The 26337-nt window shown below is 71.0% G+C and carries 25 protein-coding genes and 1 pseudogene; 13 read left to right on the plus strand and 13 right to left on the minus strand.

Annotation, left to right across the window (positions count from 1 at the left end):
* From IZR01_RS31430 to IZR01_RS31445, 4 genes and pseudogenes are all read right to left on the minus strand, one after another.
* A pseudogene (locus IZR01_RS31430) lies at positions 1-382 on the minus strand (hypothetical protein); the annotation flags it as partial.
* Complete coding sequence (locus tag IZR01_RS31435; protein ID WP_194925988.1) at positions 379-1557, minus strand: LLM class flavin-dependent oxidoreductase; 1179 nt, start codon at positions 1555-1557, stop codon at positions 379-381. The pseudogene IZR01_RS31430 and the gene IZR01_RS31435, both read right to left, overlap by 4 nt.
* Before the next feature lie 95 nt (positions 1558-1652).
* Positions 1653-2090, minus strand: a complete 438-nt coding sequence (locus tag IZR01_RS31440) for an FUSC family protein (protein ID WP_194925976.1) — start codon at positions 2088-2090, stop codon at positions 1653-1655.
* Positions 2091-2096: 6 nt separating this feature from the next.
* Complete coding sequence (locus tag IZR01_RS31445; RefSeq protein WP_194925977.1) at positions 2097-2561, minus strand: hypothetical protein; 465 nt, start codon at positions 2559-2561, stop codon at positions 2097-2099.
* Between IZR01_RS31445 and IZR01_RS31450 the strand changes: the two genes are divergently transcribed.
* From IZR01_RS31450 to IZR01_RS54440, 4 genes are all read left to right on the plus strand, one after another.
* A complete protein-coding gene (locus tag IZR01_RS31450; protein WP_194899191.1) occupies positions 2560-2772 on the plus strand; it encodes a hypothetical protein in 213 nt (70 codons plus the stop codon). The genes IZR01_RS31445 and IZR01_RS31450 overlap by 2 nt on opposite strands.
* A 54-nt stretch (positions 2773-2826) precedes the next feature.
* Positions 2827-3129 carry an L-rhamnose mutarotase gene (locus tag IZR01_RS31455; RefSeq protein WP_194899192.1) on the plus strand — a complete coding sequence of 101 codons (303 nt, stop codon included), beginning with the start codon at positions 2827-2829 and terminating at the stop codon, positions 3127-3129.
* Positions 3130-3173: 44 nt separating this feature from the next.
* Positions 3174-4013: an amidohydrolase family protein gene (locus IZR01_RS31460; protein ID WP_194899193.1), complete on the plus strand. Its 840-nt coding sequence runs from the start codon at positions 3174-3176 to the stop codon at positions 4011-4013.
* Between the two features lie 509 nt (positions 4014-4522).
* Positions 4523-4903, plus strand: coding sequence for an ADP-ribosylation/crystallin J1 (locus tag IZR01_RS54440; RefSeq protein WP_194899197.1), 381 nt, complete (start codon positions 4523-4525; stop codon positions 4901-4903).
* Between the two features lie 13 nt (positions 4904-4916).
* Here the strand turns inward: IZR01_RS54440 and IZR01_RS31470 are convergent, their stop codons facing one another.
* Positions 4917-5744 (minus strand): TrmH family RNA methyltransferase, encoded by an 828-nt coding sequence (locus tag IZR01_RS31470; protein WP_194925978.1) that lies wholly within the window; start codon positions 5742-5744, stop codon positions 4917-4919.
* 17 nt (positions 5745-5761) lie between these two features.
* Between IZR01_RS31470 and IZR01_RS31475 the strand changes: the two genes are divergently transcribed.
* Positions 5762-6607: a class I SAM-dependent methyltransferase gene (locus tag IZR01_RS31475; protein WP_194925979.1), complete on the plus strand. Its 846-nt coding sequence runs from the start codon at positions 5762-5764 to the stop codon at positions 6605-6607.
* Between the two features lie 151 nt (positions 6608-6758).
* On the opposite strand, the gene IZR01_RS31480 is transcribed toward IZR01_RS31475, so the two are convergent.
* From IZR01_RS31480 to IZR01_RS31515, 8 genes are all read right to left on the minus strand, one after another.
* On the minus strand, positions 6759-7565 hold the full coding sequence (locus tag IZR01_RS31480) for an NAD(P)-dependent oxidoreductase (RefSeq protein WP_194925980.1): 807 nt from the start codon (positions 7563-7565) through the stop codon (positions 6759-6761).
* Positions 7566-7637: 72 nt separating this feature from the next.
* Entirely contained in the window at positions 7638-8417 is a 780-nt protein-coding gene (locus IZR01_RS31485) for a hypothetical protein (protein ID WP_194925981.1), read from the minus strand.
* Positions 8414-9529 carry a globin domain-containing protein gene (locus tag IZR01_RS31490; protein ID WP_194897059.1) on the minus strand — a complete coding sequence of 372 codons (1116 nt, stop codon included), beginning with the start codon at positions 9527-9529 and terminating at the stop codon, positions 8414-8416. Before IZR01_RS31490 ends, IZR01_RS31485 begins: the two co-directional genes overlap by 4 nt.
* A 5-nt stretch (positions 9530-9534) precedes the next feature.
* A complete protein-coding gene (locus IZR01_RS31495; protein ID WP_194897058.1) occupies positions 9535-9918 on the minus strand; it encodes a group I truncated hemoglobin in 384 nt (127 codons plus the stop codon).
* Between the two features lie 265 nt (positions 9919-10183).
* Complete coding sequence (locus tag IZR01_RS31500) at positions 10184-11128, minus strand: M48 family metalloprotease (protein ID WP_323746529.1); 945 nt, start codon at positions 11126-11128, stop codon at positions 10184-10186.
* A gap of 165 nt (positions 11129-11293) precedes the next feature.
* On the minus strand, positions 11294-13039 hold the full coding sequence (locus tag IZR01_RS31505) for a TNT domain-containing protein (protein WP_194925982.1): 1746 nt from the start codon (positions 13037-13039) through the stop codon (positions 11294-11296).
* A 76-nt stretch (positions 13040-13115) separates the two neighbouring features.
* Positions 13116-13916: an alpha/beta fold hydrolase gene (locus tag IZR01_RS31510; protein WP_194925983.1), complete on the minus strand. Its 801-nt coding sequence runs from the start codon at positions 13914-13916 to the stop codon at positions 13116-13118.
* A 104-nt stretch (positions 13917-14020) separates the two neighbouring features.
* Positions 14021-15739 carry a dolichyl-phosphate-mannose--protein mannosyltransferase gene (locus IZR01_RS31515; RefSeq protein WP_194897055.1) on the minus strand — a complete coding sequence of 573 codons (1719 nt, stop codon included), beginning with the start codon at positions 15737-15739 and terminating at the stop codon, positions 14021-14023.
* A 68-nt stretch (positions 15740-15807) separates the two neighbouring features.
* Between IZR01_RS31515 and rsmI the strand changes: the two genes are divergently transcribed.
* The 8 genes from rsmI to IZR01_RS31555 all read left to right on the plus strand — a co-directional run bounded on the left by rsmI (position 15808) and on the right by IZR01_RS31555 (position 26155).
* Positions 15808-16701 carry a 16S rRNA (cytidine(1402)-2'-O)-methyltransferase gene (gene rsmI / locus IZR01_RS31520; protein WP_194925984.1) on the plus strand — a complete coding sequence of 298 codons (894 nt, stop codon included), beginning with the start codon at positions 15808-15810 and terminating at the stop codon, positions 16699-16701.
* A gap of 150 nt (positions 16702-16851) precedes the next feature.
* On the plus strand, positions 16852-18669 hold the full coding sequence (gene metG / locus IZR01_RS31525; protein ID WP_194925985.1) for a methionine--tRNA ligase: 1818 nt from the start codon (positions 16852-16854) through the stop codon (positions 18667-18669).
* Between the two features lie 137 nt (positions 18670-18806).
* Positions 18807-19745, plus strand: coding sequence for a TatD family hydrolase (locus tag IZR01_RS31530; protein WP_194897052.1), 939 nt, complete (start codon positions 18807-18809; stop codon positions 19743-19745).
* Between the two features lie 196 nt (positions 19746-19941).
* Positions 19942-21072 (plus strand): resuscitation-promoting factor, encoded by a 1131-nt coding sequence (locus tag IZR01_RS53605; protein ID WP_194897051.1) that lies wholly within the window; start codon positions 19942-19944, stop codon positions 21070-21072.
* 122 nt (positions 21073-21194) lie between these two features.
* Positions 21195-22172 (plus strand): 16S rRNA (adenine(1518)-N(6)/adenine(1519)-N(6))-dimethyltransferase RsmA, encoded by a 978-nt coding sequence (gene rsmA, locus IZR01_RS31540; protein WP_228560635.1) that lies wholly within the window; start codon positions 21195-21197, stop codon positions 22170-22172.
* Positions 22169-23119 carry a 4-(cytidine 5'-diphospho)-2-C-methyl-D-erythritol kinase gene (locus IZR01_RS31545; RefSeq protein ID WP_194897050.1) on the plus strand — a complete coding sequence of 317 codons (951 nt, stop codon included), beginning with the start codon at positions 22169-22171 and terminating at the stop codon, positions 23117-23119. Before rsmA ends, IZR01_RS31545 begins: the two co-directional genes overlap by 4 nt.
* 73 nt (positions 23120-23192) lie before the next feature.
* A complete protein-coding gene (locus IZR01_RS31550) occupies positions 23193-25781 on the plus strand; it encodes a protein kinase domain-containing protein (RefSeq protein WP_194925986.1) in 2589 nt (862 codons plus the stop codon).
* 83 nt (positions 25782-25864) lie between these two features.
* Entirely contained in the window at positions 25865-26155 is a 291-nt protein-coding gene (locus tag IZR01_RS31555) for a YiaA/YiaB family inner membrane protein (protein ID WP_194925987.1), read from the plus strand.
* The last annotated feature ends 182 nt before the right edge of the window (positions 26156-26337 follow it).

Genomic DNA, 26337 nt, shown 5'->3' on the forward strand with positions numbered 1-26337 from the left:
GGGCGGGGGGCGCGTAGGCGGGGTTGGCGAAGCCTGAATCTGCGTAGTCTGAATCGGCGTAGCCGCGCTCCGCGAAGCCTGAGTCGGCGTAGTCGGAGTTGGCGAAGCCGCGCTCCGCGAAGCCTGAATCGGTGTAGCCGTGGTCGGCGAAGCCGGGGTTGGAGAAGCCTGAGTCGGCGAAGCCGGGGTCTGCGTAACCGGGGTCGGCGAAGCCAGCGGTGCCGGCGCTGCCGCCGACGGCCGCCACGTTCAGGCCGGCGCTGAAGCCGAAGCCGTCCTCGGCGTCGACCGGGTTCGGTTTCCCGCCGAACCAGGCGCTGCCGCCGGACGGCGTGAAGCCCTCGTCGCCGAACTCCGCGTTCGCCGCCTCGTAAGCACTCACGGTGCGATGGCCTCCTTCGTGTCGAACAGCGCCAGCCGCTCATCATCCCGCGCCGCGTCCGCCCCCGTGTCCGTCTCGCCGACCTTGCCGGCCTCGCTGCCCTTGCCGGCCGCGGCGGCCAGCGAGGCGTGCGTCGGGGCGTCCGGGACGCCGGCCGGGCGGCCGATCGCGAACTCCTTACGCAGCACCGGCACCACCTGCTCGCCGAGCAGGTCGATCTGCTCCAGCACGGTCTTCAGCGGCAGACCGGCGTGGTCCAGCAGGAACAGCTGGCGCTGGTAGTCGCCGACGTAGTCGCGGAAGGACAGGGTGCGCTCGATCACCTGCTCCGGGGTGCCGACCGTGAGCGGGGTCTCGGCCATGAACTCCTCCAGCGACGGCCCGTGGCCGTATACCGGGGCGTTGTCGAAGTATGGCCGGAATTCGCGGATGGCGTCCTGCGAGTTCTTACGCATGAACACCTGGCCGCCCAAGCCCACGATCGCCTGCTGCTCGGTGCCGTGCCCGTAGTGCGCGAAGCGGCGCCGGTACAGCGACACCATGCGCTGGGTGTGCTCCTTCGGCCAGAAGATGTGATTGTGGAAGAAGCCGTCGCCGTAATACGCGGCCTGCTCGGCGATCTCCGGGGAGCGGATCGAGCCGTGCCAGACGAACGGCGCGACGCCGTCCAGCGGCCGGGGTGCGGCGGTGAAGCCCTGTAGCGGGGTACGGAAGCGGCCGGACCAGTCGACGACGTCCTCGTCCCACAGCCGGCGCAGCAGCGCGTAGTTCTCCAGCGCCAGGTCGATGCCGTCCCGGATGTCCTTGCCGAACCACGGGTAGACCGGACCGGTGTTGCCGCGGCCCAGCATCAGGTCCACCCGGCCGTCGGCCAGGTGCTGGAGCATCGCGTAGTCCTCGGCGATCTTGACCGGGTCGTTGGTGGTGATCAGCGTGGTCGCGGTGGACAGCAGCAGCTTGGAGGTGCGGCCGGCGATCCAGCCCAGCAGGGTGGTCGGCGAGGACGGGACGAACGGCGGGTTGTGGTGCTCGCCGGTGGCGAAGACGTCCAGACCGGCCTGTTCGGCGTGCTCGGCGATGGCCGCCATGGCCTTGATGCGCTCGCGTTCGGTCGGCGCGCGGCCCGTCGTGGGGTCGGGCGTCACGTCTCCCACGGTGAAGACGCCGAACTGCATCTGGCTCACTGGGTCCTCCTTTGGTTGAAGCTTCAACAAGCACTTCAACCGAGTATGAGGAGATCGTATTCCCCGAAGTTAGGTACACCTATCTTTCAGCGCTGTCTGCTTGACCACATCCGCCACGGCACGTAGCCGACGCACAGCCCGATGGCGCAGCCGATCAAGGTGTCCAGCACCCGTTCCCGCAGCACCGCCCACGAGATGTCGTGGCCGAGCTCGTTCAGCATGGTGATCAGCGGGGTCATCACGGCGGCGTAGGCGGTGTAGTTGGCCAGCTTCAGATACGGCCGCACGGCGCCGATCGCCCCGATCAGCGCCACGATGCCCCAGGTCGGCAGCACCCCGATCAGCGCGCCGCCGACCAGCACGCCGATCGTCGTGCCCAGCCCGCGCTCGACGGCGCGCGTCGGCGAGCGGGCCTCGTCCCGCAGCACCACCAGCGACACGGTCAGCGCGATCCAGTAGGTGTGCGCGCCGGGCCGGAAGTGCGAGACCACCTCGGCCACGGCTATCGAGGTGACCAGCCGCACCGCGTACTACCAGCCGTGCCAGGTCCGCAGGCCGGTCCGCCACTTCCGCACGCTGCGCTTGAACGGCCACTCCGGCCCCGGCGGCCCCTCCAGTTCGTTGCGCCACAAGGGGGACAGGGCACGGCTCAGGGCGTGGGTGCCGAGGGTGAGCGCCGCCGCGACCGCCATGCCCAGCACGACGTAGAGCAGGATGTGGCCGGGCGACTCCGGGCCGATGCCCAGATGCGCGCCGATGATGGTGAACACGACCGAGTTCGCCGCGATCCGGGCCTCCAGCGTCCCGATCCCGCCGACCAGCGCCGCGCCGAAGGCCACCAGCACGATCCAGCCGCTGGCCAGGGTCCCGTGCCGGCCGACCAGGGCGCCGAGCCAGACCACCAGCGCGCCGGCCGCCGCCGACGCCCCGACGTCGACGAAGCGGGCCCGCCAGCCGCCCTCGTGCCTGGCCGCGCTGATCAGCAGCGCGCCCATGACCGCGGTCAGGCCGTCGGCCAGATGGCCGCTCGCCGCTGCCGATCGCGACCGGCAGCGCCAGCGCGATCCCGGACAGGACCAGCCGCGTGACGTCGATCTCGATGCGCTGGAAGCGCACCAGCCGGGCCGCGTGGTCCTTCACCGGGAGCGGATCTTTCACCCCAGACATTTGGACGTGCTCGTGCCGGGGCCCGCAAGCGAGTACTAGACTCGGCGCCCGATCCGGGAAAGGTCCGATGATTCTCGATGATGGGGGGTCCAGGTGCGGGTCGCCATCCACACCAGGCTGAAGCCCGAGGGCGTCACAGGGTACGAAGAAGCGCACGACGACATCCCGCCGGAGATCCCCGAGCTGTTGCGGGCCGGCGGCTGCACCGAGTGGACGATCTGGCGCAACGGGGTGGACCTGTTCCACCTGGTCGAATGCGAAGACTGGGCGGCGCTGCGAGCATTCATGGCGGACAAGGAGGCCGATCACGCGTGGCAGGCGCGAGTGGGGGTATTCCGCGACTTCACGCTTGTCGGCGGTGACGAGCCGCTGCCGGTGATTTTCGAACTGCCATAACGCCGGAACCGCCGTGATCGCCCCAACCGCTGGAGGCCTGAGGAATGCGGATCGTCGACGCGCACCATCACCTGTGGGACCTCGCGGTCCGCGACCAAGCGTGGACCGCGGACCTGCCGGCGCTGCGCCGCAGTTTCCACCTGTCCGACCTGGAACCGCTGGCCGCGGCCGCCGGGGTCACCGCGACCGTCCTGGTGCAGACCATCCACGCGGTGGATGAGACGCCGGAGATGCTGGCGCTCGCCGAGACATCGGATCTCGTGGCCGGGGTGGTGGGCTGGACCGACGTGACCGAGCCGAACTTCGGCGAGCGGCTGGCCGAGCTGTTGTCCGGGGTCGGCGGGCGGCGGTTGGTGGGGATCCGGCACCAGGTGCAGGAGCTGCCGGACGGCGGGTGGCTGACCGGGACGGAGACACTCAGGGGTCTGCGACAGCTGGCGCCGACCGGGCTGGCGTTCGATCTCATCGTGCGGGCCGACCAGCTCCCGGCGTGCGTGGCGGCGGCGCGTGCGGTGCCGGAGCTGAGCTTCGTGCTGGACCACTTGGGCAAGCCGCCGATCGCGGCCGGGGAGCTGGAGCCCTGGGCCTCCGATATCAGGACCCTGGCAGAATCGCCGAACGTCAGCTGCAAGCTGTCCGGTATGGTCACCGAGGCCGACCCGGAGCGCTGGAAGGTCGCCGATCTGCGGCCGTACGCCGAGGTGGTGCTGGAGGCGTTCGGTCCCGAGCGCGTGATGTTCGGCAGCGACTGGCCGGTGAGCACGTTGGCCGCGGATTATGCACAGATTGTGGATACGGCGAAGGAGCTCACCGCGGGGCTGTCGGAGGCAGAGCGGGAAGCGGTGTTCGGCGGAACCGCGATCAAGGTGTACGGGCTCGAATAAGCTGTGCGTGAGGGCGAGCGCAGGCGCAAAGATGAGCGCAAGCGCAAGGTGTGCGCGAGGACGAGGGCACGGGCAAGGCGACCGAGGCGGACGGGGCGGCGTACGAGGTGGCGGACCAGGCGAACGACGTGGGGGCGGCCGCAGACCCGGCGGTGAAGGCGGCGGCCGAGGCGGCGAAGGCGGCCCGCCGCGACTGGAAACGGCCGGCCGCTTGGGGCCTGCTGACCCCGGACGCCGACGTGGTCCGGGTGACCAGAGCCGGCGAGAACATGGCGTGCGTCGTGCTGGCCACGGTGGTCGACCACTGGAGCGGCAGCGCCTCGTATCTTCTGACGCCGCCGATGATCGCCGAGGCCGTGGCCATGATCGAGAGCGTGTTGCGGGACCCGGCCGTCCGCCATCGGACCTACATCGCGCTCCGGCTGCTGGGCGAGGCGGACGCCGTGGTGGCCTTCGTCGACGAAGCCGACTTCCTCGCCGACGCCGAGGACCGCCACGTCGCCGCGCTCCTGGCCGAGGGCCGCCGCGGACGGCAGGAGAACCCTGACGGCACCACGACTCTGTGGCGTCCCACCGGCCCGACCGAACTGGAACTCGTGCGCGCCAGCGGCTCCAAGGCCTGGCCACCGCGCCTGGAGGACCAGCCGATCTTCTACCCGGTCCTGACCGAGCAGTACGCGACGGTCATCGCGCGGGACTGGAACGTCCCGAACTCCGGCTCCGGCTACGTGACCCGATTCCACGTCGCGACCCCGACCGCGCGCCGGTACTGGACCCGCACTGCCGGCGGCCCGGAGCACCTGGAGCTGTGGGTGCCGGCCGCCGAGCTGGACGCGTTGAACGCCGCGATCGTGGGCGAGATCGAGGTCGTCGCGGAGTTCTCGGGGTAGGCATCGCCTCGCCCTATGCCCGTCGACGCTGCCGCGCGGCTTCGTACAGAACCACCGTGGCGGCGTTGGCGGCGTTGAGCGAACTCGCCGTGCCACGCATGGGGATGCTCAGGACGCGGTCGCAGGCCTCGCGCCAGCCGGTGCTCAGGCCGACGGTCTCGTTGCCGACCACGATCAGGGTCGGTGCGCAGAAGTCGAAGTCCTCGATGTCGGTGTCGCCGTCCTCGTCAGTGCCGACGACGGTGACGCCGGTGCCGGTCTCGGCTTCGGCACGCGCCAGCCAGTCCAGCACGTCGCGATGCGACTGCGCGCGCACTGTCGGCAGGCCGAACAGCGAGCCCGTGCTGGCCCGGACGGTGCGCGGATCGTAGACGTCGGCGGCGTGGCCGGTGACGATGACGCCGTCGGCGCCGAAGGCGTCGGCGGAGCGGATCAGGGTACCGAGATTGCCGGGCTGGGTGGGGCGGTCGAAGACGACGCCGAGGAAGTCGGCCGTGACGGGGACGCGGGTCAGGTCGTCCGGCGGCGTCGCCAGTACGGCCAGCAGTTCGGGGGCCGTGTCCTGGTCCTTCTCGCCGAGTTCGGCCAGCAGGTCCGTGGGCAGGTGGATCACCTCGGCGTCGGTGTCGCGGATGGTGTCCTGCGCCCAGCGGGACAGCCGGCGGTCGGCGTCGACCAGCAGTTCCTCGATCCGCCAGCCCTGTTCGGCGGCCAGGGTGATCGGCCGGACGCCCTGGACCAGGAAGCGGCCCGCGCGCTGGCGCTTCTGGCGGTTGGTGAGCAGGGTCTGCCACTGCTGGAAGCGGGCGTTGCGGGAAGCCACCCGTTGGTGTGCGCGCATCCCGCTAGGCTACCGGCGTGGCCAAGCCCGAAGATCCATCGACATCCCTGACGTTCGACGAGGCCGAGCGGGTGCTCTGGGCCGATTCCGGTGCCGGGTACGAAGCCGTTTACGCCTCCCTGTGTGCGCACACGATTCCCGCGCTGCTCGACGCGGCCGCGGTGGCCGCGGACGTCGCGCTGCTGGACGTCGGCACCGGGACCGGCAACGTCGCCCGGGCGGCGGTCGCGCGCGGGGCGAGGGTCAGCGCGATAGACGCCGAGCCCTCGATGCTCGACCTGGCGCGGTCCAAGGTGCCCCAGGCCGAGTTCCACCTGGCGGCCGTGCCGGAGCTGCCCTTCGAGGCCGGGACGTTCGACGCCGTGGTGGGCAACTTCGTGCTCGATCACTTCGGCCGCCCGCGGGTGGCGATGCGCGCCCTGGGTTCGGTGACCAAGCCCGGTGGCCGGGTGGCCTTCACGCTGTGGCCGGCCGAGCGGAGCGCCGGGCGCTCGATCTTCCCGCGCGTGGCGGCGGCGACCCGGGGCTGGGTCCCGCGACAGATGCCGGATTTGGAGGCCGCGGACGACTACCCGCGGACCGAGGAAGGACTGGCCGGCCTGTTCCGCGAGACCGGCCTGGCCGATGTCACCACCACGGTCATCGAATGGGACCACGTGACCACCGCGGACGAGTGGTGGATCTCGATCGGCTCCGGTATCGCCGGCTCCGGCCGCGCCTACCAGGCGCAGACCCCTGAGGTCCGCGCCGCGTTCCACGAGAACTATCAGCGCGTCGCCGCCGAGCTGAGCGACGAGGACGGCACGATGCGGCTGCCGTACCAGGCGTACGTGGCCGTCGGCACCGTCACCGAGAGCACATAGCCGCAGCGCACCCTGAACGCACGGAACCGGGCCGCTTGTTTCGGGGCGGCCCGGTTCCGTGCCCGCGCACCATGCCCACTGGACACAACGCTTGCTCAGCGCTTCCGGTTCAACGTTTGCGGTTCGACGTTTCCGGCTTAGCGTTTCTGGTTCAGCGTTTCTGGTTCACCGCCAGCACCGCCGCACCGAGATCCGCATCCTGATCCGGGGCGGACTCCAGCACCTGCTGCGCGGCGGCCGTCACCGGCAGGTCGAGCACCGCGCCGGCCAGCCGCAGGTCCTTCGCGGCCATCTCGGCGGAGAAGTCGACGCCGGTGGCGAACAGCCGGGCGACCAGGCCGCTGAGCGGACTGGCCTCCAGGACCGCGCGCGGGTCGTCCACCCCCAGCCGTTCGGCCAGCGCCAGCGTCTCGCCGACCACGGTCACGCCGGCGACGATGCCGCTGATCAGCACCAGTTTGCGGGCCGAGCCGGCGCCGGGGCCGCCGCATTCGGTGACGGTGCCGAACACCGCGAGCAGGTCGGCCACCCGCGCCAGGTCCCGCGGTGTGCCGCCGGCCAGCACCGCCAGGGCTCCGCTCGCGGCGCGGTCCACGCTGCCCATCACCGGGGCGTCGACCAGGCCGACCGAGGCCGGGATCAGTTCCCTGATGTGCCGGGTGCCGTCCGGGCCGATCGTGGACATCTCGACCAGGACCGCGTCCGGCCGCAGCGCGGTGGCGACGGCCTCGGCCACCGCGGTCACGGCGGCCGGGTCGGACAGCATCGTCACCACGAGCTCGGCGCCGGCGACCGCCTCGGCCGGGGTGGCCGCCGCGGTCGCGCCGAGCGTGGTCAGCGGTTCGGCGCGGGCCGCGGTGCGGTTCCACACCACGACGTCGTAGCCGGCGCGGATCAGGCGGACGGCCATCGGGGCGCCCATCGCGCCCAGGCCGAGGAAAGCAACCTTTGTCGTCATGCTCCTCAGCCTAGGCACAGGTCGGCGGCCTCGCCTGGTCGCGCGGTGCCCAGTGTCAGGCAGTACCCGGCGTCAGGCGGTACCCGGCAGCGCCGAGCCCGCGTGCAGGCCGGCGACGCCCTGACCGCCGCCCACCCCGGGCCGGTTCGGCATGGGGGACGGCGGGGTGGTCGGGGCCTGCGGCGGGTTCCGGTTCAGCACGTCGAAGGCCTGGTGGATGTTCTGGATCATGGTGTGCACTTCCTCGCGGGCCTTCTCCAGCGCGCCCTCCACCTGCACGCCGAAGGCGACGCCGAACGCCTTGAGGAATTCCAGCTGCTGCTCCAGCGACTTCAGGCTCTGCGAGAGCAGTTCGCTGCGCCGCTGGAACGCCGACTCGGCCGCCAGCAGGCCCTGCCGGTGTCCCTCGTTCACCGTGACCGTGTACTGGTTGCGGGCGTACTCCGTGACGTTGCGGACGTACTCCTCGGCCGCCCGGATCTGCTCCTCGGCCTGGCGCTGCGCCATCGCGATCGCGTTGACCGCGGCGGCGGTGACCCGCTGTTCCGGCGGTGGGGCCGCCGGTGCCGCCGCCGCGCCGCCGTTGGCCGGGTCGTTGCCGGCGTAGGAGACCCGCAGCTGGTTGGCCAGCTCGTCGTTGCGCTGCCGCAACTCGTACTCGATCTGGCCGGCGGCCTGCAGCTCGGCGAGCACGCGCCGCTTGAAGCGGAGCACGCCGTCCTCGTCGTAGCCGCGGTGGGTGAGGCCGGCGCGCGGGAACTCCCAGGCGTCGGCCTGCGCGGCGCTGAGCCGTTCCGGGCGCCGGGCCGCCGCGCCGCCGTCGGACGCGCCGTCGTACTGGCTGAAGCTCACGGCTGACTCTCCTCCAGGTGGATGGCCCCCGGGGCCACTCCCGTTTCCTTCAACCGGGTCGCGGTGTGCTCGCACATGCCGGGCGAGCCGACGATGAACACCTCGTGCCCGGGCCAGGCGCCGCGGGCCGCCGCGGCGTCGCCGACCAGACCGCGCTGGCCCTCCCAGGCGTGGTCGTCGGAGACCACCGGGACCACGCTCAGCCAGGGGTAGTGCGCCGCCAGCTGTTGCAGGCGCGGCAGGTCGTACAGGTCGCCGGCGATCCGGGCGCCGTAGTAGAGCGTGACCCGCCGTCCGTGTTCGGGGTTGCGGCCCAGCTCCTCGATGAGCGCGCGCAGCGGCGCGACGCCGGTGCTGCCGGCGATCAGCAGCAGATCGCTGTCCGGCTTGGTCGAGGCCAGGGTGAGCTGGTGGCCCACCGGCGGCCCGAGGCGCAGCCGGTCGCCGACGCCCATGATGTTGACCAGCTGCCAGGACACGGTGCCGACCAGCTTGATGTGCAGCTCGATCAGGCCGTCGGCGCGCGGCGGGTTCGCCGGGGTGTAGAACCGCCAGCGGGCCGGGGCCACCGCGGTCTCCAGCGTCATCGACTGCCCGGCGGCGTAGGGGTAGGGCTGGCGGGTGGCGATGGTGACCCGCGCGATGTCGCGCCGGCCGCCCAGTACCTCGTGCGCCACGATCTCGGCGTCCCACCAGGCCGGGGTGCTCTCGGCGGCCTCGGCGGCGGCGTCGGTCATCACCTGGGCGACGATGCCGTAGGCCTCGGTCCAGGACTCGGCGGCCTGCGGGGTCCAGTCCGGCCCCAGGAACTGCTCCAGGGTGGCCAGCAGGCTGGCACCGACCGCCGGGTAGTGGTCGGGCCCCACCGCGAACTTGCGGTGGTCCCGGCCCAGGCCCTGCAGGAACGGCACGGCCGCGTCGAGGTTGTCGACGTTGGCCACGACGGCTCCGAGGGCGGCGACCAGTCGGTCGCGCTGTGCCGCCATCGAAGGCGGGAACATCGACCGCACCTCGGGATGGCTGAGGAACAGGTGGCCGTAGAAGTACAGCGGCACCTGCTCCCCGTACTGGGCGACCTTCGCCCAGGAGGTGCGCAGGAGGTGCGGATCCACCACGGCTACGCGGCCACCACGAAGGGCTGCACGGTCGCCAGCGCACCGGCGATCGTCTCCTGGATGTCGGCCGGGACGTCGAACTCGTTCAGGGTGTCCATCAGCACCTGGCCGGTCAGCGCGTAGTCGGACTCCGAGACGCCGAGTCCGGAGTGCGCCTCGGTGAGGTAGCCGGCCAGGTCTATGTCGGTGCGGGCGTTCGGGCCGCCGAGCACGACCTCCAGCACTTCCGCCAGGTGCGGCTTGATGTCGTCCACCGCGACGTTCTCGAAGAAGCCGGCGAGCTGCGGCTCGCCGAGCACGCCCTCGTAGAAGCGGTCGAGTACCGCCTTGACGGCCGCCTCCCCGCCGACACGCTCCCACTGGGACTGGATCTGGCTCTCGCTCATGCTGCGGGTCCTTCCGATGCTCTTGCTGCGTTCGGGGGGTGGTGCGGCTCGGAAAACCCAGGGAGCATAGCAGGCATTTATCGAAAGGCTCGAACATCAGTATTTGATCAGTGTGCTTTTCTAAGGGCTCGTAAGATCAACGATCTGTGACCGGATGAGTGCCTTGTGATGCCTCGAACACGCCCGGTCCACGCCCCGCCGACGACGGCGGCCGGGCCCGCCGCGAGGCGTGACCCGGCCGTCACCGAACGGTCCGAGGAAAGCTTTAGCCGTTCTTTGACATCTGCGCGGACATCTTGACCAAGCGGTCCAGCCGGGCCTGGGTCGTCGGGTGCGTCGAGAGCAGGTGGTGCGCGGTGGTCTTGGCGGAGGTCACCGGGGCGAAGTAGAAGGCGTTCAGCGCACCGGCCTTGCGCAGGTCGTTCAGCGGGATGCCGCCCCCGGCGTGCACCTTGGCCTCGACCTTCGCCAGCGCGGAGGCCAGGGCCGAGGGGTTGCCGGTGAGCTGCGCGGCGGAGCGGTCGGCGGCGAACTCGCGGTAGCGGGACAGCGAGCGGGTCAGGACCAGCGAGACGAACCAGGTGGCGGCGGCCAGCGCGATCAGGCCGATGGCCGCGACGATGATGTGCCACAGCCCGCGGGCCCGGCCGCCGATGTAGATGAAGCGCAGCCCGACCCGGGCGACCAGGCCGGCCAGGACGCCGACGAAGGCGGCGACCGTCATCACCGCGGCGTCGCCGTGCTGGACGTGCGACAGTTCGTGGGCGATGACGCCCTCTAGCTCCGGCGGCTCCAGCGTGTCCAGCAGCCCGCGGGTCACGCACAGCGTGGCGTCGCCCTTGGAGCGGCCGACCGCGCAGGCGTTCGGGATCGGGGACTCGGCCACGGCGACGGCCGGCTTCTTCATGCCGGACAGCGCGCACAGCCGGTCGATCACGGCGTGCAGCTCCGGCTCCTCCGCGGGGGTGACCACGCGGGCGCCCATGGTGCGCATCGCGACCTTGCCGGAGGTCAGGATCTGGAACACGGCGAAGGCGACGACCAGGGCCAGGCCGAGCGGCCAGGCGCGGCCCATGAAGCGGATCATCAGGAAGATCGCTGCCCCGTACACGGCGGCCAGCAGGACCATCACCGACAACATCCGCGTGCTGAGGTTGCGGTCGGCCCGGAACCGGGCGGCCGTACGACGATCTGAGAGCGAAGAAGACACGGAGTCACCTCGACTGCCACGTATTAGGCTTTTAACTGGAAACGCGTGACCAGTGTCGCGCGTTCCCGATCTCCTGTCGAGCAGCGCTTACAGTCTTACGACGAACTTCAGAGCGAAACTCGGAACGCTCTTGGCAGGAACCTCAAGGCGAACCTCAGATCGTCTTCAGGACGGGGCCAGGGTCGCTGAGGGGATTTCCACTAACGCTCCCTCATGCAGGAGATCCCTAATAGAGCGCGGCAACAGGTACGCCATACCGCCACCCGGCTGCCCGAACCACGGGATCGCGGTACCGGTGAGCGCACGGAGCGGGTCGCGGACTCGGTAGACCCTGTACTCCCGCTCTATATAGTCCGGCGGCAGAGAGCGGTGCGGGTAGCGGGTGCGCGCCGCGTAGACCGTGTTGCCCAGTTGGTCGCCGAACCGGTCGACCTCGGTGCCCGGGGTCAGGATCGTGAGCCGCTGGTCGGTGTAGAGCGTGGTCGGCGGGTCGCCGGCGAGCGGGGTGATCGGCGGGCCGGCGAGCATTTCGGCCAGCGGGTCGACGCTGCGGCCGGGCAGCGCGGCCGGACCGGTGTTCTTCTGGAGCTTCCCGCGTTCGGCGGAGGCCAGGAACAGGACGCCGGCGAAGTGGATCGCGGCCTGTTCGGGGTCGTCGAAGAACCCGGCGTAGCGCCGCTGGCCGCCGTCGGCCAGGAAGATCGCCCAGCGGCCGTCGTCCGGGATCAGGCAGACGGCGCCGTCGGTGACCGTGCCGATGGAGTAGAGGTCCGGGTCCGCGTCCAGGGAGTCGACGGCGAACCCGAGGATGCGCTCGGCCTCCTCGACGGTGCTGACGTCCGGCAGGCGGGCGGCCCGGGGCTGGACCGTGCCGACCGCGACCATCATGGTCGACATGCCATCGCTGTCGTCGCCGACGATCGGGCGGTCCGGCTCGGACTGGTGGATGGGCTCGGGCTGGTAGACCGGTTCCGGCTGGTAGACGGGCTCCGGGCGGTAGACCGGTTCCGGCTTCGTGGGCTCCGAGTAGGGCGGCGGGGGCGGCGGTAGCTCTGCGGGGGAGCGGGTCGGAGCCCTGAGTTGCTGCGGCGCGTTGTAGTGGTACTGCGGCGGAGCTTCGGATGGCTGCGGAGGCTGTGGGGCCGCGATCTGCGGGCGCGGCGGTTCGAAGGACGGCCGGTCGAACGATGGCGGTTCGAATGAGTGCGGTTCGAAGGACCGTGGCTCGAAGGATCGCGGTTCGAAGGTCGGCGGTTCGAAAGATGGCGGTTCGAAAGATGGTGATTGCGGCTTGAAGGGCGGCTGCCCGAAGGACGGCGGTTCGATCGCCGACGGCTGGAACCGCGGTTGCTGGAGCGCCGGCCGCTCGAAGGGCTGCGACTCGAAGGTCGGTGGCTCGAAGGGCGGCGGCTCGAATGGTCGCGACTCGAAGGTCGGCGGTTCGTACGGAGTCGGTTCGTACGGAGTCGGCTCGTACGGAGTCGGCTCGTACGAAGGCGGCTGGACCGTGGGCGGCTGGATCGCCGGTGCTTCGAAGGAAGGCGCCTGGAACGGCGGCCGGTCGAACGACGGCGGCTGGAACGGCGGCGCGTCAAAGGATCCCGGCCCCGGCTGGAACGGCGGCGCGTCAAAGGACCCCGGCTGGAACGGCGGCGTGCCGAGTGACCCCGGCTGGAACTGCGGCGGCTCGATCGCGGCCGGACCGTTCGCAGGCGCGTTGGCCGGCAGCGCGTTGCCCGGCAGCGGGCTGCTCGGCAGCGGACCGTTCGGTGCTGGCGGCGTCGCGGGCCCCGGCCCCGGTACCGGCGTGAGCCCATGCGGCATCGCCGGAATCGACTCCGGACCCGCCTCGGTGCGATCACGTGCGGTCGAGAGCCACGGTACGGGTTCCTGCTGCCAGTTCTCGGTCATCAGCTGCGGTCCATCCCCCTGGTGGCAACGACGTCCCTGCCCCGTGAGTCTACAAGTCGGATGTTCGGATGACTGGTCACGGTTCGACGCTGATCGCGCCGGTGGTCTCCAGGATCAGCCGGCTGACTCGCTCGGGGTCGTCGTTCATCGGCACGTGGCCGCAGCCCGGCAGGTCCTCGAACCTGGCCTTGGGCAGTATCCGCTTGGCCTGCTCGAACTGCCGGTGCAGCAGGATCCGGTCCTTGGTGCCCCACGCCACGGTGGTCGGCACGTCGCTCTCCCCGGCGTAGCGGTAGTGCCGGGCCTCCTTCGCGACCGGCCGGAACGAGCGCCCCTCCCGCATCGCGAGCGTGTCGCCCAGCGCCTGTGCCGGGTCCAGGCGGCGCGGCCGGCCGAAGATCATGCCGAAGGCGAGGCCGCGCGTCGTCTCGTGGTCGGCGACGTAGCGCAGCACCGGCTTCGGGGCGAACGTGGCGGCCCTACTCAGGCTCAGGTTCCCGGTCGCCCACGCGGTCTCCCACCGCGTCTGCCAGAACCCGGCCGGCGAGAAGGCGGTGACCGAGGCGGCGTGCCCGTGCCGCGCCAACTCCAGCGCCAGCGCGCCGCCGAGGGAGTTCCCGGCCACGTGCGGCCGCTCGATCCCGAACCCGGCGAAGGAATCGGCGATGCCCGACATGGCGAATTCGATCGTGTAGCGCCGGCCCGGTGCCGGGAGCAGCGGGGCGGACTTGCCGAAGCCGGGGATGTCGATCGCGATGACGTCGTGGTGCTCGGCCAGCCGGTCCAGGACCGGCTCCCAGGCCTGCCAGCGGTGGCCGATGCCGTGGATCAGGACCAGGGGGGTGCCTGAGCCGCGGCGGGCGTAGGAGAGTTGCACGTTACTGGACGGTAGCCCCTGATCGGCCGGCAGGGAAGACGGCACAGATGACGGCACGAATGACGGCACGAATGACGCCGCCCGGCCACCGATCCGCGCACGCTCTAAATCCAGCTGGGCCACCACATCCGGTCGAGCCACTGGTTGTACGTGATCGTCTGCGCCGACAGGATCGGATAGAAGTAGATGAACATCACCAGGATGTAGACGGTGATGGCGCCCGCGACCACCGCGCCCCAGACCCTGCGGTACTGGAGCGCGTCCGCCCGGCCGACGATCACCCCCAGCAGATACGCCGCCGCGAAACACATGAACGGCACGAAGGCCACCGCGTAGAACGTGAAGATCGTCCGGTGCTGGTAGTTCAGCCAGAACGCCCACGCCGCGAGCATCCCGCACAGGATCGAGCCCGCGCGCCAGTCGCGGCGGGCGATCCAGCGCCAGCAGCACCAGATCAGCGCGATGGTCGCGAACCACCACAGCGGCGGGGTGCCCAGGGCCAGGACCTGCTGGTGCTGGTTGGCGGCCAGCGGCGGACAGCCGGTCGCGCCCTGGTTGCAGTAGTAGTAGTCGGTGGGGCGGCCCATGATCAGCCAGCTCCACGGGTTCGACATGTACGCGTGCGGGGAGTCCAGGTTGACGTGGAAGTGGTACGTGTCCCAGTGGTACTGCCACCAACTGCGCAGCGCCGAGAGCACCGGGTAGTGGATCGCGTTGTGCTGCGCCGCCCACTGCCGGTAGTTGCCGTCCTTGGTGAGGAACCAGCCGGTCCAGGTGGCCGTGTAGGTGGCCAGGACCAGCAGGCTCAGCAGGGCGGTCTGCCAGGTCTCGCGGCGCAGGAAGCCGACCCAGTGCCGGCGGATGCCCACGGCGCGCAGCGCGGCGTGGTCCCACAGCAGCGACATCACCATGAAGCACGGGATGATCCACAGCCCGCTCCACTTGGTGCCCAGGTCCAGGCCCAGGCAGACCACCGCGGCGATGCGCCACCAGCGGATGCCCAGGGGCGGTGCCTTGACGTCGTCCGGCAGCGGCGTCGATGGGTAGCTCTCCCGCCAGTCGACGAGTTTGGAGCGCATCTTGTCGCGGTCGATGAGGAAGCAGCCGAAGGCGGCCAGGGTCCAGAACATCACGAAGATGTCCAGCAGCGCGGTGCGGCTCATCACGAACTCGAGGCCGTCGGAGGCCAGCAGCAGGCCGGCCGCGCAGCCGATGAGCGTGGAGCGGAACATGCGGCGGGCGATGCGGGCCGTCATCAAGATGGCCAGGGTGCCGCAGACCGCCGGGATGAAGCGCCACCCGAACGGGGTGAAGCCGAACAGCCACTCGCCGGCGCCGATCATCCACTTGCCGACCGGCGGGTGCACCGCGTTGCCCTGGTGGTTGGCGATCAGCGTCCGCCAGATGTGCGGGTTGGCGATGATGGCCTTGTCGTCGTTGGCCATGCCGACGGTCGGGTCGTTCAGCCACCCGGCCTCGTGCCCGAAGTGGATGGTGGTCCAGGCGTCCTTGGCGTAGTAGGTCTCGTCGAAGATGACCCATTTGGGCAGGCCCAGGCGCCAGAAGCGCATGAAGCCGCCGACCAGCGTGATCAGGAGCGGGAAGCCCCAGGAGATCCACCACGGCTCCAGGGCGAAGGACGGGACCAGGCGCTCGCGCAGGGTCAGGTCGCCCTGTTCGTCGTCGCGCGGGCGCAGGTTGGGCCGCCACCAGACGCGACCGCGCTCGCGGTGCGAACCGCTACGGCCGCGACGGCGGCCGCCGTAATCCTCCTCGCTGTCGTCATCCGGCAGCGAAGATCGGGTCGGGGCGAGGCTCGTCACCCGGTCATCGTAGGGAGTCGTCCCGCCGTTCGGACAGGGGATCAGCGTTTTTGGGCGAGGATGGTCACGTGACTGGAACAGAACCGGCCCCAGGCCTGCTCGTCCTGGCGGGCACCCCGATCGGCCGGGACGAGGACGCCTCCCCGCGGCTGGCGGCCGAGCTGGCCTCGGCGGACGTGATCGCCACCGAGGACACCCGCCGCCTCAAGCGCCTGCTGCGGGTGCTCGATCTCACCCCCCGCGGCCGCTTCGTCTCCTATTTCGAGGCGAACGAATCGGCCCGCACCCCCGACCTGCTCCGCGAGCTGCTCGGCGGCGCCCGCGTGGTGGTGGTGACCGACGCCGGCATGCCCTCGGTCTCCGACCCCGGCTACCGCCTGGTAGCCGCCGCGGTCCAGGCCGGGGTGCGGGTGACCGCCGTCCCGGGCCCCTCAGCGGTCCTGACCGCGGTCGCGGTGTCCGGCCTGCCGGTGGACCGCTTCTGCTTCGAGGGCTTCCTGCCCCGCAAAGGCGGCGGCCGCTCCTCGCGCCTGGCGGAACTGGCCGCAGAACCCCGCACGATGGTCTTCTTCGAAGCCCCGCACCGCCTGGCCGCCTCCCTGGCCGACATGGCGGCGGCCTTCGGCGCCGACCGCCCGGCGGCGGTCTGCCGCGAGCTGACGAAGACCTACGAGGAGATCAAGCGCGGCGGCCTCGCCGACCTGGCGAAGTGGGCCGACGAGGGCGAGGTGCGCGGCGAGATCACGGTGGTGGTCGGCGGCGCCGTCCCGGGCGCCGGCCGCGACCTGAGCGGCGCGGAGCTCGCGGAGCTGGTCTTCGCGAAGGAGGAGTCCGGCGGGCTGCGGCGCAAGGAGGCGATCGCCGAGGTCGCGGCCGAGGTCGGGCTGCCGAAGCGGGAGGTTTTCGACGCGGTGGTGGCGGCGAAGGAGGCGGCGGAGGAGGACGAGGCGGCGGAGGACTAGCACCGCTCGGCCTTGTCAGGCTGGAACGGCCCGTGGCCCCGCGGCTCCTCGGCCGAATCCTTGTTCACAGAACCGCATCCCCTCGTCCACTATCTGGACCCCACCGAAACCGCACCAGGTGGGGCCGCCAGGCCAGATACCCTAGGCAGCATGCCGTCCACCCAGCGCACCATCCTCACCGCCGTAGCGTGGCCCTACGCCAACGGCCCCCGCCACATCGGCCACGTCTCCGGCTTCGGCGTCCCCTCGGACGTCTTCAGCCGCTACCAGCGGATGGCGGGCAACCGGGTGCTGATGGTCAGCGGGACCGACGAGCACGGGACGCCGATCCTGGTCCAGGCGGACAAGGAGGGGGTCACCGCGCGGGAGCTGGCCGACCGCTACAACCGGGTCATCGCCGAGGACCTGCGTTCGCTGGGCCTGGCCTACGACCTGTTCACCCGCACGACTACGCGCAACCACTACGCGGTCGTGCAGGAGATCTTCAAGGGTCTGTACGACAACGACTACATCTTCGCCAAGACCACGATGGGCGCCATCAGCCCCTCGACCGGCCGCACGCTGCCCGACCGCTATATCGAGGGCACCTGTCCGATCTGCGGGTACGACGGCGCGCGCGGCGACCAGTGCGACAACTGCGGCAACCAGCTCGACCCGGACCGGCTGATCAACCCGCGCTCGCGGATCAACGGCGAGACGCCGAAGTTCATCGAGACCGAGCAGTTCTTCCTGGACCTGCCGGCGTTCGCGAGCATCCTGGGGTCCTGGCTACAGGAGCAGAAGACCTGGCGTCCCAACGTCCTGAAGTTCTCCCTGAACCTGCTGGACGACCTTCAGCCCCGCGCCATCTCCCGCGACCTGGACTGGGGCGTCCCGGTCCCGCTGGAGGGCTGGGTCGACCGCCCGGACAAGAAGCTGTACGTCTGGTTCGACGCGGTGGTCGGCTACCTGAGCGCGTCCGTCGAGTGGGCCCGGCGCAGCGGGGACCCGGACGCCTGGCGCGCCTTCTGGCAGGTCGGCCCGAACGGCGAGGCGCCCGACGCCTACTACTTCATGGGCAAGGACAACATCGTCTTCCACTCCGAGATCTGGCCGGCGATGCTGCTCGGTTATGACGGGAAGGGCGAGAAGGCCGGTAAGCCGGGTTCCCTCGGCGCGCTGGCGCTCCCGCACGAAGTGGTCAGCTCGGAGTTCCTGACCATGGAGGGCCGCAAGTTCTCCTCCAGCCGCGCCGTCGTCATCTACGTCCGCGACTTCCTGTCCCGCTACGACGCCGACGCCCTGCGCTACTACATCACCGCGGCCGGCCCGGAGACCCAGGACACGGACTTCACCTGGGCCGAGTTCCTGCGCCGCAACAACGACGAGCTGGTCGCCGGCTGGGGCAACCTGGTCAACCGGGCCGTCTCGATGGCCGCCAAGAACCTCGGCGAGATCCCGGCCGCCAAGGAGCTCACCCCCGAGGACGAGGCGCTGCTGGCGACCTCGCGCGCGGCCTTCGAGGGCGTCGGCGGCCTGCTGGACCGCTGCCGGTTCAAGGCCGCGCTGGCCGAGGCGATGCGGGTGGTGGCCGAGGCCAACAAGTACGTCTCCGACAACGAGCCGTGGAAGCTGGCCAAGACCGACCCCGAGCGGATGGCCACCGTCCTGCACGTCACCCTGCAGGTGGTCGACGACGCCAAGACCCTGCTGACGCCGTTCCTGCCGTTCTCCTCCGAGAAGGTCTTCCACCTGCTCGGCGGCCAGGGCACCTGGTCGGCGATGCCGGAGCTGCGCGAGGTCGAGGACCTGGACGGCGGCCCGGGCTACCCGGTGCTGACCGGCGACTACGACCAGGCGCTGGCCCGCTGGGCGTCCACCCCGATCGAGGTCGGCCGCAAGCTGGACCCGCCGACGCCGATCTTCAAGAAGCTGGACCCGTCGATCGTCGACGAGGAGCTGGCGCGGCTCGGCGGCGAGGCGGCCTAGGCCCGAGGCAGCCTAAGCCCCGGCGGCGTAGGCCCGCGCGGCTTACGGCTGAGGCGGCTTACGTCCGAGGCGGCGTAGGCCCGAGGCAGCCTACGTCCGGGCGGCGCAGGCGCCTGAGCGCGTGACAGAGTAGACGCGTGGCTGAGAACGAGGACCGACAGGGCGGCGAGAAGAAGCGCAAGCGGAAGTCCCGGGAGCGGGACGAGTCTCCGCCCCCAGCGCCCGAGCCGCTGCCGGCCCCGGTCGGCGACAGCCACACGCACATGGACATGCAGGAACCGGCGGCCGCGGACATCATCGCGGCCGCCGACGCGGTGAACGTGCGCACCCTGGTCCAGGTCGGTGTCGACGTCCCGTCCTCGCGGACCGCGGTCGAGCTGGCCGCCGCCTTCGAGCGGGTCCACGCCGCGGTCGCCCTGCACCCGAACGAGGCCCCGCGCCTCGTCCTCGGTGACCCAGATGGCTGGTCCGGCCAGGACCGCGCGCCCGGCGGCCCGGCGGCGCTGGAGGCGGCGCTCGCCGAGATCGACAAGCTGGCCGCCGACGAGCAGGTGCGCGGGATCGGCGAGACCGGCCTGGACTACTTCCGCACCGGACCCGAGGGCGTCCAGGCGCAGCAGGACTCCTTCCGGGCCCACATCGCCATCGCCAAGCGTCACGGCAAGGCTCTGGTGATCCACGACCGCGACGCGCATGAGGACGTCCTGCGCATCCTCCTCGAAGAGGGTTCGCCCGAAACAGTGGTCTTCCACTGCTATTCGGGTGACGCCGCGATGGCACGCGTGTGCGCCGAACGGGGCTACTACATGTCTTTCGCCGGGAACCTCACCTACAAGGCGAATCAGGCATTACAGGAGGCATTCCAGGTGGCGCCGATCGACCGGATTCTGGTCGAGACCGATGCGCCGTTCCTCACACCGCTTCCTTATAGAGGACGACCCAACGCGCCCTACCTGGTTCCTTACACAGTGCGCGCGATGGCCGTCCTGCGAGGCATCGACAGTGATGCCGGCTTGGCCGAACTCTGTCAGGCCCTCGACACCAACCTGCGGGATGCCTTCAGCATCCAGGAATAACTTGGTCATATCAGTCGACCGACAGCCGACCTGGACTGAAAGGGATGTCAGAGGACATCCACCGGACGCCTGCTGGCGGCGCGGCGGGGTTGCCGCTAGTGTCGCCTCGGCAGCCGGATCGACGCGATTTTGAACGGGTCTTCGAAAGCTTCGAGGGCCCGGCGTCGTAGCCGGACACGGCGAGGTCTGGATCAGCGTGAGCAGTAGACGTTCCGCTAGTCGGCACAGCGAGGGTTCCAAGGTCAAGGTCCGCGCCGTACAGGGCACGGTGCTGCTGGGACTCGTCGGCGCCGCCGGTGCCTACGTCGGCTTCGAGAAGACCGTCCACCTGACCGTGGACGGCCAGGAACGCACCCTCCACACGTTCGACGGCAAGGTCGCCGACGTCCTCAAGGCCCAGGGCATCGTCACCGACGCCCACGACCAGGTGGCCCCGGCGCCCGGCGACGCCCTGGTGGATGGCGAGCAGATCTCGGTCCGCTACGGCCGCCAGCTCGACGTCAGCGTCGACGGCAAGGACCAGCAGATCTGGTCCACCGCGACCACCGTTGACGAGGCGATGGGCGATCTGGGGGTGCGCGGCGGCGCGAACCCGTATCTGTCGGTCAACCGCGACCAGCCGATCGGCCGCCAGGGCCTGAGCTTCTCGATCCGGACCGAGCGGCACGTCAACATACTCGTCGACGGCCGTTCCGTCCCGCTGGACACCACCGCCCCGACCGTGGCGCAGGCGCTGACCCAGGCCGGCGTGACGCTGGCCGGGCAGGACACCGCGAAGCCGGACCTGGCCACCTTCCCCGCCGACGGCGAGAACATCACCGTCGAGCGGATCACCGGGACGCAGGAGACCAAGCAGATCCCGATCGACTTCTCGACGACCCAGCAGTCGGATCCGAGTTCGTATGTCGGATCGCAGAGCACGGTCTCCGAGGGCGTGCCCGGTGTGCAGGAGGTCGTCTACGCGTACCAGACGATCAACGGTGTGAAGCAGGCGCCGAAGATCGTCAGCAAGACCGTCACCAAGCAGCCGGTGAACGCCGTGGTGAAGGTCGGCACCAAGCCGGTCCCGAACACCGTGGCCGGGGCCGACGGCCTGAACTGGGCCGGCGTCGCCGAGTGCGAGTCCGGCGGCAACCCCAAGTCGGTCGGCGGCGGCGGGCTGTACTTCGGGCTCTACCAGTTCTCGGTGTCGACCTGGGCGGCGATGGGCGGCTCCGGGCTGCCCTCGAACGCCACGCCGGCCGAGCAGACCTACCGGGCCAAGCTGTTGTATGTGCGCTCGGGCGCGGGGCAGTGGCCGGTCTGCGGGCGGAACCTGTTCAAGTAGGACCGTTCAAGCAGGACCGGCCCTGAGCAAGCTTTCGGGACGGCGCGGTGTCCGGCGGGAGCCGGGTGCCGCGCCGTCGCCGTTTCCACCGGGCGGCCCCCGGCGGCATACGATGGCTCGCGATGTCCGAAACTCCGTACTCCCCGCCACCACTTACTGAGCCCGCTGAGCCCGCTGCCGCTGCCGCTGCCGCTGCCGCCGCTGACGCCGAGTCCGCCGCCGACCGGCTGCCGGCCCGCCTGCTGGGCCCGGCCGAGGTGCGCCGGCTCGCCGACCGGCTCGGCGTCTCGCCGACCAAGAAGCTCGGGCAGAACTTCGTCATCGACCCGAACACCATCCGGCGGATCGTGCGGGCCGGCGACGTCACCGCCGAGGACGTGGTGGTCGAGGTCGGTCCCGGGCTCGGGTCGCTGACCCTGGGACTGCTGGACGTGGCCCGGCGCGTGGTCGCGGTCGAGATCGATCCGGCGCTGGCCGCCGCGCTGCCGGACACCCTGGCCGAGCACGCCCCGGGCGTCGCGGCCGGGCAGGTGGAGTTCGAGCTCGTGCGAGCCGACGCGCTACGGGTCACGGAACTGCCCGGCCCGCCGCCGACCGCGCTGGTCGCGAATTTGCCGTACAACGTCGCGGTCCCGGTCCTGCTGCACATGCTGGAGCGGTTCCCGAGCATCGAACGTACCCTGATCATGGTCCAGGCCGAGGTCGCGGACCGGCTGGCCGCCGAGCCCGGTTCCCGGGTCTACGGCGTGCCGTCGGTGAAGGCCCGCTGGTACGCGGACGTGAAGCGGGCCGGCGCCATCGGCCGCAACGTCTTCTGGCCGGCCCCGAACGTCGACTCCGGCCTGGTGCGCCTGGACCGCCGGGACGTCCCGCCGACCACCGGCGCCGAGCGCCGTGACGTCTTCGCGGCCGTGGACGCGGCCTTCGCCCAGCGCCGCAAGACCCTGCGATCGGCGCTGAGCGGCTGGGCCGGCTCGCCGGCGGCCGCCGAGCAGGCGCTGACCGCCGCCGGGATCGCCCCGGGCGCGCGCGGGGAGACGCTGACGGTCGAGGAGTTCGCCCGTCTGGCGGAGCACCGGCCGCGGCGGGAGCAGTCATGACCGCCGCCGCCTTCACGCCCGGAGACGGCCCGCGTCACAACCAGACCCAGTCCGTCACGGTCCGGGTCCCGGCCAAGGTCAACCTCGCGCTCTCGGTCGGCCCGCTGCGCCCGGACGGCTACCACGACCTGGCGACCGTCTTCCACGCCGTCGGCCTCCACGACGAGGTCACCGCCACCACGTCCGACACCCTCGCGCTGACCTGCGAGGGCGAGGGCCAGGCCGAGGTGCCGCTGGACGGCGTGAACCTGGCCTGGCGGGCCGCCGAACTCCTGGCCCGGACCGTCGGTCGCACCCCGGCCGTGCGTCTGCACCTGACCAAGGGCATCCCGGTGGCCGGCGGGATGGCCGGCGGCTCGGCCGACGCCGCCGGCGCGCTGGTCGCCTGCGACGCGCTGTGGGGCACCGGGCTGTCCCGCGAGGAGCTGCACGGGCTGGCCGCGCAGCTCGGCAGCGACGTCCCCTTCGCCCTCTACGGCGGCACCGCCATGGGCACCGGGCGCGGCGAGCAGATCACGCCGGTGCTGGCCCGCGGGGAGTTCCACTGGGTCTTCGCCTTCGCGCACGAGGGCCTGTCCACCCCGGCCGTGTTCCGTGAGCTGGACCGGCAGCGCGCGACGGCGAAGGAAGAGGTCGCCGCCTCCGGGGTGGACGAGGAATTGCTGCGGGCGCTGCGGGCTGGAGACTCAACGCTGCTCGGTGCGGCGCTACGCAACGACTTGACCCGCCCAGCCGTCTCCTTACGTCCGGATTTACAAGCCACCCTGCTCGCCGGCCGGGACGCCGGGGCCATCGGCACCCTGCTCTCCGGGTCCGGCCCGACCTGCGCTTTCCTCGCCACCGACGCGGTCCGCGCGGCCACCGTCGCGGCGGCGCTGGAGGCCGCGCCATCGGTGCGCGCGGTACGGCGGGCCTTGGGGCCCGCAGCCGGCGCTCACGTGTTGTGAGGGTGTTAATGCCCGCACGCTGCCACCAACTCTGAAAGTCGCCGTTACGATTTCCCCTCAGAAGGGGGACCCCATGGATGCGCTCAAGCCCGAAGACCCGGCCCGGATCGGGCCGTTCATCCCGCTCGCGCGGATCGGCGCCGGTGGCATGGGCCGGGTGTATCTGGCCCGGTCCCGGGGCGGTCGGCCGGTCGCCGTCAAGGTGATCCGCGCCGAGTACGCCGAGGACGAACGCTTCCGCACCCGTTTCCGGCGCGAGGTGCAGGCCGCGCGGTCGGTGGACGGGCTGTACACGGCCTCGGTGCTGGACGCCGGTCCGGACGACGACGAGCCGTGGTTGGCCACCACCTACATACCCGGCCCCTCGCTCCAGCGGGTCGTGCACGACCACGGTCCGCTGCCCGAGCGCTCGGCGCGGGTTCTGGGCGCCGGTATCGCTGAGGCGCTCGGCGCCATCCATACCGCGGGCCTGATCCACCGGGATCTGAAGCCGTCGAACGTCATCTGCGGCCCGGACGGGCCGCGGGTCATCGACTTCGGGATCAGCTACGCGGTCGGCGGGAGTTCGCTGACCACCACCGGCATCGTCGTCGGCTCGGCCCGCTACGCCAGCCCCGAGCAGTGCCGCGCCGATCCGGAGTTGCAGCCCGCCTCCGACGTCTTCGCGCTCGGCGGGGTGCTCGTCTACGCCACGACCGGTGTGCCGCCTTTCGGCGACGGCCCCGACCACGTGCAGCTCTACCTGGTGGTGCACGAGAAGCCGGATCTCACCGGCGTGCCGCTCGGGATGCGGCCGATCGTGTCCGCGTGTCTGGAGAAGGACCCCGCCAACCGGCCGACCACCGAGGATCTGCTCGACACGCTGCTGCCGCCGGACGATGCCGGGGCTGCCAGCGACGCGGATTGGCTGCCCGCGGCGGTGCACCAGGACATGCGGAAGTACTCCGCCGGGGTCGGCGGGCTTGCCGGAGCGGCGGGATCCGGGTCCGCGGGGTCCGGGTCCGCGGGGTCCGCGGGATCTGCCGGATCCGCCGCCGAGGACTCTGGGACACCGACTCACGAGCGTCCGGGCGAGGGTCCGGCGGGCACCCCGGTCCCCGGCGACCCGGACGCCACCGACGTCGGCCAGAGCCGGGGGAGCATCACCGGCGTCGCCACCGGGCTCGGGACCACCGCCGTGCCCGGGGTGTCCAGCGCCGAGCAGGCCGGCAATCCGAGCCGGCGCCGGATGCTCGCCGGGATCGTGGGCGCCGCCGCGGTGGCCGCCTCCGGAGGCGGCGCCTGGTACGCCGCGACGCGGAACACCGGTAAGAAGGCGGCGACGCAGGACGCCGGGTCCTCCGCCCCGATCGGGACCCCGTCGAAGAGCGCTACTTCCCCGCCGCCCACCACGCCGGACTCGGCGACGACCTCCTCCTCGCCTTCCGCGAGCCCCACGCCGACGCCGTCGCACAGCCTCGGGCAGTGGGCCGAGGACTGGAGCGCGAAGTACAACCTGGGCGGCGCCTCCGGGGGCGCGCTGGTCTGCGGCAGCAAGCTGATCAGCGTCTACACGGCGGGGACCAACGACCCGAACCAGCCGCAGTCGCTGATCGCCCTGGACACCACGACCGGCCAGGCGGCCTTCCCGCCGAAGATCGTCCCGGGCGTCGACGCGCCCAGCGGCGTGTCCATCGCCGCCGACGCGAACTACGTCTACACCTACACCGCCGGCGTCGTGTACGCGTGGAACCTCGGCGACGGCTCAGCCGCCTGGAACGCGAAGACCGGCCTGTCGGTTTCGACGCCCAATAACGGCATGCCCCTGGCCGGCATCCAGGGACTGGTCGGCGGCATGCTGATCATCGCCCCCACCGGGTTCGACCCCAGCTATCCGACCTGCATAGCCGGGTTCGACATCGCGAAGCGCGCGACGGTCTGGACCATGAAGCCCACCGACCTGCTGACGCCACTGCCGACCGGGCTGGCCGCGTCCGACACCACCCCGTTCCTGACGGTGCCGAAGGCGGGGAACATGTTCTACGTGGCGTTGGCGGACCACGTATCGGTGCGCGTCCTCAAGGGCGTGGACCCTAAGACCGGCAAGGACGTCTGGAACTTCCCCTTCAAGGGGTACACGGACAACGGCGCCGTGGTGAACACCCCGACCGTGACCGGCACCGCGCAGCACGTCTATCTCACCGACATGCACAGCGGCTCGGTCCAGACCTACGACGCCGCGACCGGCAAGTGGAAGTGGAGCTACCCCACCGGGGAGGGCGCCGCGACCCAAGCCAGCAACCAGCGCTTCACCGGCCCGGTCGTGGAATCCGGCGACACGGTCTACGCCACCGACGCGACCAGCGTGATGGCACTCCAGGTCAGCACCACGTCGAAGACCGGCACCGCGCTGTGGTCGAAGCCGACGCAGTACAACGGAATCTCCGGCGCCCCGGCCGTGGTCGGGGACAAGATCTGGGTCGAAGTCCAGATCCCGACCGGCGCCAACCCCCTGGCGCTGGCCGTCCTGGACAACTCGAACGGCCAACAGGTGCACCAGTACCCGATGCCAGAGGGCCCCGCCGCCGACAGCGCCGACCTCCTGGTCGCCGACCCCAACAAACCGGCGGTCTACGTGCTGACAGCCAGCGGCCAAGTACTCGGGTACGACCGCGACCAGTGAGCGCCGCAATGAAGTACGAAGCACGCCACAGAATGAGTACCCGTACTCACGATCGGTGACCCGGCCGCCGCCATCATCGAAGCATGAGTACGCCACTGGCAACCCGGAACACGGCCGCGTACTACCTCCAGGCGGTCGCCTCCTTCATCGTCTCCGCCGGCGCAACCGTCGTCGGCATCGCCTACCTCCCAGTCAACGCCTGGGAGCGCGCCTTCCTCGGGCTCGGCCTGCTGTACACGATCACCTCGGCCATCACGCTGGCGAAGGTGGTCCGGGACAAGCAGGAAGAAGTGCAGTTGGTCGGGCGGGTGGAAAAGGCCCGGCTGGACAAGCTGTTGACGGAGCATGATCCCTATCGGGTGGACGCTCCGTAGCGAACCCGGCCACCTTGCCGGTGGCAACTTTTGCCCGGCAGTTCGCGACAGTTCGTGGCTGTTCGCGACAGTTCGCACCGTGCCGGTCGCCGGTCGGGATCCGTTCCCGGCCGGTGCTGCGGGCTAGGATGACCGGCTGCTGAGGCGACGGCGCGGGGTTTCTTTTGGGGGCTGGGGTTTGC

The organism is Catenulispora pinisilvae (assembly GCF_015356865.1).
In the GTDB taxonomy this organism is placed as follows: domain Bacteria; phylum Actinomycetota; class Actinomycetes; order Streptomycetales; family Catenulisporaceae; genus Catenulispora; species Catenulispora pinisilvae.

What these genes read in the sequence shown, in the direction of transcription:
- IZR01_RS31435 (WP_194925988.1), bottom strand. Translation starts at nt 1,557, where the DNA reads ATGCAGTTCGGCGTCTTCACCGTGGGAGACGTGACGCCCGACCCCACG.
- IZR01_RS31550 (WP_194925986.1), top strand. Translation starts at nt 23,193, where the DNA reads ATGGATGCGCTCAAGCCCGAAGACCCGGCCCGGATCGGGCCGTTCATC.
- IZR01_RS31470 (WP_194925978.1), bottom strand. Translation starts at nt 5,744, where the DNA reads ATGCGCGCACACCAACGGGTGGCTTCCCGCAACGCCCGCTTCCAGCAG.
- IZR01_RS31495 (WP_194897058.1), bottom strand. Translation starts at nt 9,918, where the DNA reads ATGAGCGAGAGCCAGATCCAGTCCCAGTGGGAGCGTGTCGGCGGGGAG.
- IZR01_RS31555 (WP_194925987.1), top strand. Translation starts at nt 25,865, where the DNA reads ATGAGTACGCCACTGGCAACCCGGAACACGGCCGCGTACTACCTCCAG.
- rsmA (WP_228560635.1), top strand. Translation starts at nt 21,195, where the DNA reads ATGTCCGAAACTCCGTACTCCCCGCCACCACTTACTGAGCCCGCTGAG.
- IZR01_RS31505 (WP_194925982.1), bottom strand. Translation starts at nt 13,039, where the DNA reads ATGACCGAGAACTGGCAGCAGGAACCCGTACCGTGGCTCTCGACCGCA.
- IZR01_RS31445 (WP_194925977.1), bottom strand. Translation starts at nt 2,561, where the DNA reads ATGGGCGCGCTGCTGATCAGCGCGGCCAGGCACGAGGGCGGCTGGCGG.
- IZR01_RS31460 (WP_194899193.1), top strand. Translation starts at nt 3,174, where the DNA reads ATGCGGATCGTCGACGCGCACCATCACCTGTGGGACCTCGCGGTCCGC.
- metG (WP_194925985.1), top strand. Translation starts at nt 16,852, where the DNA reads ATGCCGTCCACCCAGCGCACCATCCTCACCGCCGTAGCGTGGCCCTAC.
- IZR01_RS31545 (WP_194897050.1), top strand. Translation starts at nt 22,169, where the DNA reads ATGACCGCCGCCGCCTTCACGCCCGGAGACGGCCCGCGTCACAACCAG.
- IZR01_RS31480 (WP_194925980.1), bottom strand. Translation starts at nt 7,565, where the DNA reads ATGACGACAAAGGTTGCTTTCCTCGGCCTGGGCGCGATGGGCGCCCCG.
- IZR01_RS31450 (WP_194899191.1), top strand. Translation starts at nt 2,560, where the DNA reads ATGACCGCGGTCAGGCCGTCGGCCAGATGGCCGCTCGCCGCTGCCGAT.